At 71.4% G+C, this 11,628-nt stretch carries 10 protein-coding genes; 7 read left to right on the top strand and 3 right to left on the bottom strand.

Features of this window, described 5'->3' with window-relative positions; all coding sequences use genetic code 11:
- The first annotated feature begins 217 nt into the window (after window positions 1-217).
- The 5 genes from HET64_RS30005 (at window position 218) to HET64_RS30025 (ending at window position 6,306) form a co-directional block, all read left to right on the top strand.
- The gene (locus HET64_RS30005) at window positions 218-1,204 is read left to right on the top strand and encodes a hypothetical protein (RefSeq protein WP_251146072.1); all 987 of its coding nucleotides are present in this window, start codon (window positions 218-220) and stop codon (window positions 1,202-1,204) included.
- A 305-nt stretch (window positions 1,205-1,509) separates the two neighbouring features.
- A complete protein-coding gene (locus tag HET64_RS30010; RefSeq protein ID WP_215110292.1) occupies window positions 1,510-2,781 on the top strand; it encodes an aspartate kinase in 1,272 nt (423 codons plus the stop codon).
- Window positions 2,778-3,851 carry an aspartate-semialdehyde dehydrogenase gene (locus tag HET64_RS30015; RefSeq protein ID WP_215110293.1) on the top strand — a complete coding sequence of 358 codons (1,074 nt, stop codon included), beginning with the start codon at window positions 2,778-2,780 and terminating at the stop codon, window positions 3,849-3,851. The genes HET64_RS30010 and HET64_RS30015 overlap by 4 nt, the downstream gene beginning before the upstream one ends.
- 272 nt (window positions 3,852-4,123) lie before the next feature.
- Window positions 4,124-4,786 (top strand): SigE family RNA polymerase sigma factor, encoded by a 663-nt coding sequence (locus tag HET64_RS30020; protein WP_215110294.1) that lies wholly within the window; start codon window positions 4,124-4,126, stop codon window positions 4,784-4,786.
- Entirely contained in the window at window positions 4,783-6,306 is a 1,524-nt protein-coding gene (locus tag HET64_RS30025) for a hypothetical protein (RefSeq protein ID WP_215110295.1), read from the top strand. The genes HET64_RS30020 and HET64_RS30025 overlap by 4 nt, the downstream gene beginning before the upstream one ends.
- A gap of 19 nt (window positions 6,307-6,325) precedes the next feature.
- Here HET64_RS30025 and HET64_RS30030 read toward each other — a convergent pair whose 3' ends face one another.
- Window positions 6,326-7,210, bottom strand: coding sequence for an SURF1 family protein (locus HET64_RS30030; RefSeq protein ID WP_215110296.1), 885 nt, complete (start codon window positions 7,208-7,210; stop codon window positions 6,326-6,328).
- Window positions 7,211-7,261: 51 nt separating this feature from the next.
- A complete protein-coding gene (locus tag HET64_RS30035; protein WP_215110297.1) occupies window positions 7,262-9,103 on the bottom strand; it encodes a prolyl oligopeptidase family serine peptidase in 1,842 nt (613 codons plus the stop codon).
- A 206-nt stretch (window positions 9,104-9,309) separates the two neighbouring features.
- Here HET64_RS30035 and HET64_RS30040 point away from each other — a divergent pair, with 206 nt between their 5' ends.
- Window positions 9,310-10,149, top strand: a complete 840-nt coding sequence (locus HET64_RS30040) for a bifunctional 2-polyprenyl-6-hydroxyphenol methylase/3-demethylubiquinol 3-O-methyltransferase UbiG (RefSeq protein ID WP_215110298.1) — start codon at window positions 9,310-9,312, stop codon at window positions 10,147-10,149.
- Between the two features lie 129 nt (window positions 10,150-10,278).
- Window positions 10,279-10,707, top strand: coding sequence for a nuclear transport factor 2 family protein (locus HET64_RS30045; protein WP_215110301.1), 429 nt, complete (start codon window positions 10,279-10,281; stop codon window positions 10,705-10,707).
- 62 nt (window positions 10,708-10,769) lie between these two features.
- Here HET64_RS30045 and HET64_RS30050 read toward each other — a convergent pair whose 3' ends face one another.
- Complete coding sequence (locus tag HET64_RS30050; RefSeq protein WP_215110299.1) at window positions 10,770-11,576, bottom strand: SGNH/GDSL hydrolase family protein; 807 nt, start codon at window positions 11,574-11,576, stop codon at window positions 10,770-10,772.
- Between the last annotated feature and the right edge of the window lie 52 nt (window positions 11,577-11,628).

An 11,628-nucleotide genomic window follows, 5' to 3' on the forward strand; every position in this document is an offset into this window, starting at 1 on the left:
CCCTCCCTCCCCGCTGGAACGAGGTTCCGGCGGGGTTCCGGGCTGCACGAATCCGACCATGCGTGACGTTATGTGATCAGGTTGCGCCGGAGCGTACGCACGCTCTAGGTTCACGATCAGCAACCCACTATCCGTAAAACGGACAACCCCGGTGGTGCTACCAACACCGACCGGGGTCTGACCGTAAGAGATCGATCCCCTTAGAAAGACGATCCCCATGGCTACCGCCAACCTTAGTGCCGCCCTGCGCGCACCCGCCGCCCACCCCATGGCGAAAGCCGGGTACGGAAAGCGTCACGCCCCCGACCAATCTCCGCCCCGCGCCGACGACTTCGCCGGTCTGGAGCCGCGTGAGGCGGCCATCGCCGCGTACGTCGACCGGCTCCCCGAAGGCGCGGCGATCGGCTACAAGGTGCTCGCCGAGGAGCTGCCGGACTACGGGCAGCAGGCGTGCCGCAGTGCGCTCGACCTGCTGACCCGGTCCGGACACCTGCGGCGCGTCAAGGTCCAGGTCGCCCTGCCCGACGGCCAGATGCGCTGGGTGACGCGTACGTACTTCTCCCGGACCGCGCGCGACGCCGACTGGTGGGCCGCCCATGTGCGGTTCGTCCGGGGCATGGACGCGCCCGGCCAGCCCTCGGCGCCCGCCGCCGGGAAAACGCCCGAGGAGCCCGAGCCCGGTGCGCGCGCCCCGCGCTCGGAGGCGTACGCCGTCCTCGCCGGGCTCGGCCGTCGCGAGCCCCGGCTCCAGCTTTCCGAGGGCGACTGTGTGGAGCTGGAACACCTGGTCGGGGAGTGGCTGGCGCGCGGCGTCGGCCGCGAACAGATCACCCAGGCCCTGACCTCGGGCCTGCCGGCGTCCGTGCACTCCGCCGGACCCCTCCTGCGTAAACGACTGGAGACCAAGATGCCGCCGAGCCCTGCCCCCCAGCTGGAGAAGGACCACCCGGGCGAGCAGATCGTGGGCATCGTGATGATGTGCCTCTTCTGCGATGAGGACGAGACGACGACCACGCTGGACCACGGCGTGTGCCGCGACTGCCACGCCGAGATCGCCCGCGACGAGGCGATGGGCCTGACCGGCGACGTCCCCGACACCTTCCGGGCCCGCCCGCGCGCCGAGGTCGACGTCGCCGCCCGCATGGCCGAACTCCGCTCCGCCACCGTCCGCCCGGTCCTCCCGGCCCCGAGGCCGCGCCGATGAGCGGGTCCGTGCCGGGTGGGCCCGAGATGTCCGTGGAGGCGTTCGAGGAGCTGTACGCCGACTGACCCTCCCGGCTCGCCCGCCCGCGCCGGATCGTGTGAGCTGGGGTGCGCACGATCGTGTGGGCTGGGACACAAACGGGAGTGCTCCCGGGCTGGGCGGGCAACAGCCCCGTACGAGCGGTTCGGGGCGACACGCCGTACCGGTTGGTGAGCGGGACATCTCACCATCCGATATGGGCGGGTCTATTCCGGACCGCTCGTTAAACTGAGCCGACCGCAGTAATGACTGAGCGAGGAGCGCACGTGGGCCTTGTCGTGCAGAAGTACGGAGGCTCCTCCGTAGCCGATGCCGAGGGCATCAAGCGGGTCGCCAAGCGAGTCGTCGACGCCAAGAAGAACGGCAACCAGGTGGTTGTCGTGGTGTCCGCGATGGGCGACACGACGGACGAGTTGATAGACCTCGCCGAGCAGGTGTCTCCGATGCCTACCGGCCGTGAATTCGACATGCTGCTGACCGCCGGCGAGCGGATCTCCATGGCCCTGCTGGCGATGGCGATCAAAAACCTGGGCCACGAGGCCCAGTCGTTCACGGGCAGCCAGGCCGGTGTCATCACCGACTCGGTCCACAACAAAGCGCGCATCATCGACGTCACTCCGGGCCGCATCCGGACCTCGATCGACGAGGGCAACATCGCCATCGTCGCCGGGTTCCAGGGCGTGAGCCAGGAGGGCAAGAACATCACGACCCTCGGCCGCGGCGGGTCGGACACGACCGCCGTCGCGCTGGCCGCCGCGCTGGACGCCGAGGTCTGTGAGATCTACACCGACGTCGACGGCGTCTTCACCGCGGACCCCCGGGTCGTGAAGAAGGCGAAGAAGATCGACTGGATCTCCTTCGAGGACATGCTGGAGCTGGCCGCGTCCGGCTCCAAGGTGCTGCTGCACCGCTGCGTCGAGTACGCACGCCGTTACAACATCCCGATCCACGTCCGCTCGTCCTTCTCCGGACTGCGCGGCACCTGGGTCAGCAACGAGCCGCAAGGGGACCAGCAGGTGGAGCACGCGATCATCTCCGGAGTCGCCCATGACGTCTCGGAGGCCAAGGTCACCGTCGTCGGCGTCCCGGACAAGCCCGGCGAGGCGGCCGCGATCTTCCGCGCCATCGCGAACGCCGAGGTCAACATCGACATGGTGGTGCAGAACGTCTCCGCCGCGTCGACCGGCCTGACGGACATCTCCTTCACCCTGCCCAAGGCCGAGGGCCGCAAGGCCATCGACGCCCTGGAACGGACCAGGAGCTCCATCGGCTTCGACTCGCTCCGCTACGACGACCAGATCGCGAAGATCTCCCTGGTCGGCGCCGGTATGAAGACCAACCCGGGCGTCACGGCCGGATTCTTCGAGGCGCTGGCCGACGCGGGCGTGAACATCGAGCTGATCTCGACATCCGAGATCCGCATCTCGGTGGTCACCCGGGCCGACGACGTCAACGAGGCCGTGCGCGCCGTGCACACCGCCTTCGGTCTCGACAGCGATTCCGACGAGGCCGTCGTCTACGGAGGCACCGGCCGATGACCGGACACCGCCCTTCGCTCGCGGTCGTCGGCGCGACCGGGGCGATCGGCGGTGTCATGCTCCGGATCCTCTCGCAGCACGCGGACGTCTGGGGCGAGGTCAGACTCGTCGCCTCACCGCGCTCGGCCGGCCGCAAACTGGTCGTGCGCGGTGAGGAGAGCGAGGTCCTCGCGCTCGCCGAGGACGTGTTCGACGGCATCGACGTGGCCCTCTTCCTGGTGCCGGACGAGGTGTCCGCCCGCTGGGCCCCGATCGCCGCCGCCAAGGGCGTCGTCGTCATCGACGACTCGGCCGCCTTCCGGCTCGACGACGACGTGCCGCTGGTCGTCCCGGAGATCAACCCCCATGCCGCCCGGCTCCGGCCGCGCGGCATCGTCGCGTCCCCGAACTGCACCACGCTGTCGCTGATCGTCGCGATCGGCGCGCTGCACGCCGAGTTCGGACTGCGCGAGCTGATCGTCTCCTCCTACCAGGCGGTCAGCGGCGCCGGCCGCGACGGCGTCGCCGCCCTGCGCGAGCAACTGGCGCTGGTGGCCGGCACGGAGCTGGGCACCCAGCCCGGGGACGTACGCCGGGCCCTGGGGGACAGTACGGAGGCCACGGGGAGCCCGTTCGCCGCACCCGTCGCCCTGAACGTCGTGCCCTGGGCCGGTACGGACGCCGGCGACGGCTGGTCCTCCGAGGAGATCGCCATCCGCGAGGAGTGCCGCAAGGTGCTGGGCCTGCCGGATCTGAAGACCACCGCGACCTGTGTCTACGTCCCGGTGATCGCCACGCACTCGATGTCCGTCCACGCCCGCTTCGAGAACGAGGTCGCCGTGGGCAAGGCGCACGAGATCCTGGCGACCGCCCCCGGCGTGGTCCTCTTCGACAGCCCCGCGTCCGGAGATTTCCCCACTCCGTCCGATGTGGTGGGCACCGACCCCACCTGGGTGGGCCGCGTCCGGCGTTCGATGGACGATCCGCATGCCCTGGAAATGTTCCTTTGCGGTGACAATCTCCGAAAAGGTGCGGCTTTGAACGTGGCGCAGATCGCCGAATCGGTCGCCGCCGAATTTCCCCGGGCATGATCGAACCTGTTTTGTAGGATCTGTGAACGCCCTATGAGCAATTTGCTGGTCTGAACCTCTTGAGCTGGGACGTTGTCGTATCCGACGATGATCTCCCGGCCATCTGCAACCGCATCTTGGTCGGGCTGCGTCTATGCGGTCACTTCTTGCGTGGCCAGACGCTATGACGGGGCATTTGGGGAAGAGCAGGTACGTATGAGGGCATGTCGCACAGCGTCGAACGTGACGCCGTACGCGTACAACCCTGACGGGGGGCAGCGTGTCCAACAGGCGTGGCAGAGGTTCTCGACATCACAGTGGTGGGCCCGTTGCGAGGCGCGTCGGTGCGTCCGCTCCGGCGGCCCCGTGCGCCCGGCGGCATGCCGGTGATCGCGCCCATGCCCGCCGCGCGCCCGGCACAATTGCCCTCGCAGCGCGGGGACGTTGAAGAGACGGTGGCAGCGGGAACCACGGTCGACCATCTCACCGAGACCTATCGCGCCCATTACCGCTCCCTGCTCGGCCTCGCGGCCCTGCTGCTGGACGACACCGCGTCCTGCGAGGACGTGGTGCAGGAGGCGTTCATCCGCGTGCACTCCGCGCGGAACCGGGTCCGCGAACCGGAGAAGACCCTCGCCTATCTCCGGCAGACGGTCGTCAACCTCTCTCGCTCCGCGCTGCGTCGCCGCATCCTCGGGCTGAAGCTGCTCTCCAAGCCGATGCCGGACATGGCGAGCGCGGAGGAGGGCGCCTACGACCAGCTGGAGCGGGACGCGCTGATCAAGGCCATGAAGGGGCTGCAGCGACGCCAGCGCGAGGTGCTGGTGCTGCGCTACTTCGCGGACATGACGGAGGCCCAGGTCGCCGAGACGCTGGGTGTCTCGCTGGGCTCGGTCAAGGCGTACGGTTCCCGGGGTATCGCGGCGCTGCGCGTCGTGATGGAGGCCCAGGCATGAGCGGGCCCGAGCAGCGCGACGAGCACAGGCACGAGAATGACCCGACGGGAAACGGAATTGTGAACCACGGGCCGGAGAAGACTCCGCACACCGATCCGGACCGCCCGCACGACGGGAGCACGGGGCCCGAGCCGGGTGACACCCCGGAACCGGCGCCACCCGCGCGGGTGGACAACGAGGCCGCCGAGGACCCCGACGAGCAGGACCCGGGGACGGCGGAAGCCGCGGCGGACGCGGGGGATGGGGATACGGAGACCGCGGCGGACGCGGGTACGGAGCCCTCCGCGGGCGCCGACGGCACGAGCGAGACCCCCGCCGACGGCACGAGCGAGACCCCCGCCGACGGCACGAGCGAGACCCCTGCCGGCGGTATGAGCAGGATCCTGGCCTCCGGTTCCGGCGAGGCGCCCGGAGCGCCCGCCTCCGCCTCCGGTAAGGCCTCCGGGGCGCCGGACGACGACGACCTCGTCGGCACGCTGACCGACCTCTTCGCCCGTGACCGGGGCGCCCCCGCCTCCGAAGAGCTGGACGAGGTGGCCCTGCGCCGCATGCTGCACGGTGCGGTGCGGGAGCTGGCGCCCTCCGAGGGGACCCTCGACCACCTCCACCGCGCTGTCCCCGCCCGCAGGGCCAGGCGACGGCAGGCCGTCGTCGGGGCGGCCGCGGCGGCCCTGCTGATCGGCACCGCCGTCCCCGCCTTCGTCCACGTCGCGACCTCGGACGGCCCGTCCGCCGCCCGCCCCGCCATCGCCGGACACGGCGAGCAGGCCCAGGGCGGCAACGGGGACGAGACCGGCCCCGAGGCGCCCGGCCGGCGGACCGTGCAGCCCACCGAGCGGGAGAGCGAGGGCAGCGCCGGCGAGGCCGACCCGGACCCCAGCCCCACCCGGGGCGAGGGCAGCGACCCCGACGGCGCGGTGACGGGCGAGGAGACCGACTCCCCGAGCGCGGACTTCGCCTCCCTGCCGGTCTGCGACCCGAGTCAGCTCGGCGTCGCGTCCGCGGGCACCGACGCACCGGGAGCCGACGGCACGGTCTACGGCAGCTTCAGGATCGCCAACGTGTCCGGCACGGACTGCACGGTCAGCAGCAACGGCACGGTGGGCTTCACCGCCATGGGCGCGGCCGACCCGCTCAAGATCGGTGTGGTCCAGCACGCCGCGGGCGACGCGGCCCCCGGGCTGCCCGACCCCTCGCAGGAGCCGGGCACGGTGCTGTTGAAGCCGGCCATGGCGTACGAGGTGCGGTTCGCCTGGGTGCCGGCCGAAACCTGTCCGACCGTGGGCCCGTCACCGAGCCCGACCCCGTCGGGGGACGGGGCCGGAGGATCGGTCGGCGAGGGGGGCACCGATCAGCCCTCGGGCGTCGACACCCAGGCGCTGAAGGAGGACGGGGGCGCGGCGGAGGGCAGCGTCGCCGTGACGCACACCCCGGAGACGGGAGCGCCCACCGCGGAGACGAAGATCCCCAACGCCTGCTCGGGCACCATCTACCGCACGGGCGTGCTCGCCACGTCGTGAGTCCGGCGACCGACGGGCCCTACGGGGCCACCGGGGCCTTCCGAGCCGCATCAGCGGCCCCAGGGGCTGACGGGTCGTCCGGTGCCTCCTGTGCCCCCGGAGCGGCCGGGGCCTCCGGAGCCGCGGCGGGGTCCTCCGGTACGAGGCCGAGCGCGATGTCGCGTACGGCCTCCGCCTCGCGGCGCACCAGCCGGAACCACATGAAGAGCACGAAGCCGGCGAAGACGAACCACTCGCCCGTGTACCCCAGGTTCTGGAAGGCCTTCAGATCGAGGCCACTGCCCTCGGGGGCCGCTGCGGGCACCGGCTTCATCGCACCGCCCGTGCCGCCTGCCTCGGCCTCGGGAAGCGTCACCCAGGCGTCGTACACGTCGTACGGCACGAGGTTCACCAGGGTCGCGGCGCTGATCATGCCGACCTGGCCCCCGGGCAGCCCGCCCCGGACGTCCACGCCCTTGCTGCGGGCGTTCTCGGAGGCCTGGAGGTCGCCGGTCACCGTGACCTCGCCCTCCGGCGCGGCGGGCACCCGGGCGCCGCTCGCGGAACCGGGCAGCCAGCCCCGTACCACCGGCAGGGCCTTGCCGCTGTCCGTACGCAGCATGTTCAGGACGTAGAAGCCCCGACGGTCGTCCAGCTCGCGGCCGGGCACCAGGAACTGGTCGGCGTACGTGCCGGTGGCGACGGCCGGGCGGCCCGACGTCACCTTGTCGACGGGCAGCAGCTCGTCCAGGGGTTTCGCGGCCCGGGTGCTGGGATCGGGCTGCTTCTCCGCCTGTTCGTGCGACTGCACGCGGTCCTCGAAGCGGCCGAGCTGCCAGGTGCCCATGAACACGCAGAACGGGATGGCCAGCACGACGAAGAGGTTGATCCCCCACCATCGCGGGGTCAGCAGGAACCGGTACACCCCTCCAAGGTACGGTTCCCCGCCCCGGACTCCCGGAGCGGGGTCCGTGATTTATTCGGCCTTTACGCCCGTACCGGGGGCCGGGGAGGCGAGGACGGGGCCTCCTCCGAGGTGCTTGAGGGCGAACTCCAACTCCAGCCGCACCTGCTTGATCCGCTCCTCCACCACCAGCGAGCCGTGCCCGGCGTCGTACCGGTACACCTCGTGGACCGCGCCGCGCGCCGCCAGCCGGTCCACGTAGTTCTCCACCTGACGGATGGGGCAGCGCGGATCGTTGACGCCCGCCGAGATGTAGAGGGGGGCGCGCACCGCGTCGACGTACGTCAGCGGGGACGAGGCCTCGAAGCGCTCGGGAACCTCCTCCGGCGTGCCGCCCAGCAGCGTGCGGTCCATCGCTTTCAGGGCCTCCATCTCGTCGTGGTAGGCCGCGACGTAGTCCGCGACCGGCACGGCCGCCAGGCCCAGCGTCCAGGAGTCGGGCTGGGTGCCGAGCCCGAGCAGGGTCAGATAGCCGCCCCAGGACCCGCCCGCCAGGACCAGCCGCTCCGGGTCCGCGAGCCCCGACGTCACCGCCCACTCCCGTACGGCGCCGATGTCCTCCAGCTCGATCAGGCCGACCCGGTGCTTCAGCGCGTCCGTCCAGGCGCGGCCGTAGCCGGTGGAGCCCCGGTAGTTGACCCGGACGACCGCGAAGCCGTGGTCCACCCAGGCGGCGGGGCCGGAGGCGAAGGCGTCGCTGTCGTGCCAGGTCGGCCCGCCGTGGATCTCGAAGATCGTGGGGAAGGGACCCTCACCGGTGGCGGGCTTCTGCACGAGGGCGTGGATACGGCCGCCCGGCCCCTCCACCCAGGCGTCCTCGACGGGCACCGACGGCGGGGCCTTCGCGCCCGGCGGGTCCAGGACCACCGCACCGCTCGTCGACCGCACCACGGGCGGCCGCTCGGCCGAGGACCACAGGTACTCCACCGTGCCGTCCGGGCGGGCCGTGGCGCCCGACACGGTGCCCGCGGGGGTCTCCACGCGCACGGGAGCCGGGGCCCCCGGCTCGTACCGCCACAGCTCACTGCGGGCCTCGAAGCCGTGCTCGATGAGCAGCGCGGAGCCGTCCGGATACCACTCGGCCCCCACGTCGCCCGGCAGGTCGACCGGCAGCGCGGTCTCCGTGCCCGCGACCGGGTCCCAGATCATCGGCTCCCAGCGGCCCCGGCGCTGATGTCCGACGAGGAGCCGGGTGTCACCGGCCACCGGGGCGAAGCCCAGTACGGCGAGGCCCAGTTCCTTCGTGCCGCCCTCGGTGTCGTCCAGCTCGGCCACCGTGGAGCCGTCGGGGCGCACCACGCGCAGCGCCGAGTGCATCGCGTCGCCGTGCTCGGTGTGCTCCAGCGCGATCAGGGTCCCGTCGTGGGAGAGGTCCCCGACCCCCGCGGACTCCCGGTGCCGGTAGATCTCCACGGGTTCGGCGCCCGGCGTCCGCACCAGGTGGATCGTCGTGCCGTCGTCGTCGGTCGAGCGGCCGATCACCGCCGAACCGTCCCGCCCGATGGCCAGGCCCGCCGGGTAGGAGGCAGCGAGACCAGGGGCGGCCGGCTCGTCCTCCCCGCCGTCGAACGGCTGGCGCATCCACACGCCGAACTCGTCGCCGTCGGTGTCGCTGAACCACCAGACGGCTTCGCCGTCCGGCGTCAGCACGCCGTCCGTCGTGCCGTTCGGCCGGTCCGTGACCTGGCGCTGCCGCCCGCTCGCCCGGTCCCACGCGTACAGCTCGTAGGTCCCGGTGGCGTTGGAGACGAACAGCGCGCGGTCGGGGGCGTCCTCGGCCCAGTCGGGCAGGGAGACGCGAGGCGCACGGAACCGCTTCTCCCAGTCGGGCACAGCTGCTGCATCAGTGGTCATGCCTCCATCCAACCCGATCCGGGGGCCGGGCCCGTAACGGGATTCTGTTTGGTGCCGGGGCCGCGAGCCCGGACGAAAGAGAAGGGGAAACGAAGGGCACTTCCGGGGTGGGGAACCTCCTTCCGGGGTGGAGGAACACCTCCCGGGGTGGGGAACCACCGAATATCCACTCGCACCACTCCCACCCCATGGGTAGCTTTCCGGGCATGTATTCCCCGACCCCGGACGACTGGCACGCCACCAACCGCGCGCGCTGGGACGAACGCGTGCCGATCCACGCGGCGAGCGACTACTACGAGCTGGACGCGTTCCTGGCGGGCAAGGACGTGCTGCGCGCCTTCGAGCTGGCCGAGGTCGGCGACGTCACCGGGAAGACCCTGCTGCACCTCCAGTGCCACTTCGGCCTGGACACCCTCTCCTGGGCGCGGCGCGGCGCCGCGCAGGTCGTCGGCCTCGACTTCTCCGAGCCCGCCGTCGAGACCGCCCGGGGCCTGGCGAGATCGCTGGAACTGGGCCCGGAGCGCGCGTCGTTCGTCGCGGCCGACGTGTACGACGCGCCGGTCGCCGTCCCCGATTCCGCGTACGACATCGTCTACACGGGCATCGGCGCGCTGGGCTGGCTGCCCGACCTCGACCGCTGGGCCGAGACCGCCGCCTCGCTGGTCGCGCCCGGCGGTCTCCTCTACCTCGCGGAGTTCCATCCGCTGACCGACTCGATGGACGAGACCGGTTCGGTCGTCACCGACGACTACTTCAGCCGCGACGCCTGGGTGGACGAGACGCCGGGCACGTACGCCGACCTCGACGCGCCGACCGTGCACAACCGCAGCGTCGAGTGGCAGCACCCGGTGGGCCGGGTGGTGACGGCCCTCGCCGGGGCCGGTCTGCGGATCGAGTTCCTCCATGAGCACGATTCCACGCTCGTCCAGCGGTTCGGCACCCTGGAACGTCACGCGGACGGCCACTACCGCTTCCCGGCGGACCGGCCGAGGATCCCGCTGATGTACTCGATCAAGGCGTCGCGCCCTGCGGAGTGTCAGGGATAACCGCAGGTCGGCACCGCCCCTCGGGGCTCCTCCGGCCGATTGTCAGTGGTGGGGTACACACTCGTTTCCATGACCGACACGACTGGTGGAACGGCGGGCGGAGCCAGGCCCGGCAAGGCTTTCGGCACCATGCCGGGTACGGCTCCCGGGACGACGACGGCCGCGCTGCGCGGGGCGGTCGAGGCGTACTGGTCGTCGGCCGAGGCGCGCGACTGGACCGCGTTCGGGGCGACCCTCGCCGAGGGCGTGGTGTACGAACTGCCGCAGACGCGGGAGCGGATCCTCGGCAAGGAGCGGTATCTCCGGTTCAACGAGGAGTTTCCGGGCGACTGGCACGTGCGGGTCGAGCGGATCGTCGTCGACGCGGAGGGCCGGCAGGCCGCCGCCCGGACCGGGTTCACGGTGACAGGGGATCAGGCGGGTGAGGCACCGCTGGAGATGGACGCCATCCACTTCTTCACGTTCGACGAGAAGGGGCTGATCACCGGCGTGACGGACTTCTGGCCCGAGTCGTACGAGCCTCCGGCCGGCCGCGAGCACCTGGTCGAGCGCTACTGAGAACGGCGGCCCACCGATCACCCGGTGAACCGCCGTTCCGTACGAGGAGTTGTCCGCGCGAACTACACCGCGGAGCGGAAGGCGGGCAGATAGCCGCCCGACTGCCCCGCGGCCTTGGGGTGGTACGAGTTGTAGATCGGGACCGTGACGCTGTGGAGCCAGGCGTCCCCGGAGCACAGCTCGTGCCCGGTGAATTCGTCCACCACGCTGGAGAAGGTGAACCCGGCGTCGGCGGACCGCTTGGCGAGGACGTCGTTCAGCACGTCCGACGCGTTGTTGATCGCGGTCCGCTCGGCCTCGGAGAGCCCGGCGATGCAGCTGCCGGACAGCTGGTAGAAGCGCGGGTAGCCGAGAACCACGACCTGGGCCTGCGGGGCGCGGGCCCGGATGCCGTCGTAGAGCGCGTCGAGGCTGCCGGGCAGGGAGCTGTTCATCTGCGAGACGGCGTTGTTCACGCTGTTGATGCAGGCGGCCTCGTTGGACAGCACGCAGTCCTGCATGACGTCGGCGAACCCGACGTCATTGCCTCCGGCGGTGACGCTGACCAGGGAGGTGGAGGCGCTGAGCACGCCGAGCTGAGTGCTGACCACGGACGAGGTGGTCGCTCCCGAACAGGCGACGAAGTCGAACGAGGCGGGAGAGTTCGCCGCCTGCCACAGATACGGGTAGGCGTTGGTGCTGCGTCGGCAGTCCCCGCTGTCGGAGAGGTAGCTTCCGGCGCCGACCCCCGAGGAGTAGGAGTCGCCGAGCGCCGCATAGCCGCCGGCGGCGGCCGAGTCGGTCGCGGAGGCCGGTCCCGCGATGCCGAGCGTGGCCACGGCGGCGAGCGCGAGAGTGACGACGGACGCGCGAATTCTTCGTACTGACATGGCTGCCAGCCCTTCGGAGTGTGGGGGGACGAGGGGAGGGGAGGACGAGCTG

The organism is Streptomyces sp. McG3 (assembly GCF_018619185.1).
Lineage (GTDB): Bacteria > Actinomycetota > Actinomycetes > Streptomycetales > Streptomycetaceae > Streptomyces.

Coding starts and splice junctions, on each gene's coding strand:
- HET64_RS30005 (WP_251146072.1), top strand. CDS start 218: ATGGCTACCGCCAACCTTAGTGCCGCCCTGCGCGCACCCGCCGCCCAC.
- HET64_RS30035 (WP_215110297.1), bottom strand. CDS start 9,103: ATGACCACTGATGCAGCAGCTGTGCCCGACTGGGAGAAGCGGTTCCGT.
- HET64_RS30045 (WP_215110301.1), top strand. CDS start 10,279: ATGCCGGGTACGGCTCCCGGGACGACGACGGCCGCGCTGCGCGGGGCG.
- HET64_RS30050 (WP_215110299.1), bottom strand. CDS start 11,576: ATGTCAGTACGAAGAATTCGCGCGTCCGTCGTCACTCTCGCGCTCGCC.
- HET64_RS30040 (WP_215110298.1), top strand. CDS start 9,310: ATGTATTCCCCGACCCCGGACGACTGGCACGCCACCAACCGCGCGCGC.
- HET64_RS30025 (WP_215110295.1), top strand. CDS start 4,783: ATGAGCGGGCCCGAGCAGCGCGACGAGCACAGGCACGAGAATGACCCG.
- HET64_RS30015 (WP_215110293.1), top strand. CDS start 2,778: ATGACCGGACACCGCCCTTCGCTCGCGGTCGTCGGCGCGACCGGGGCG.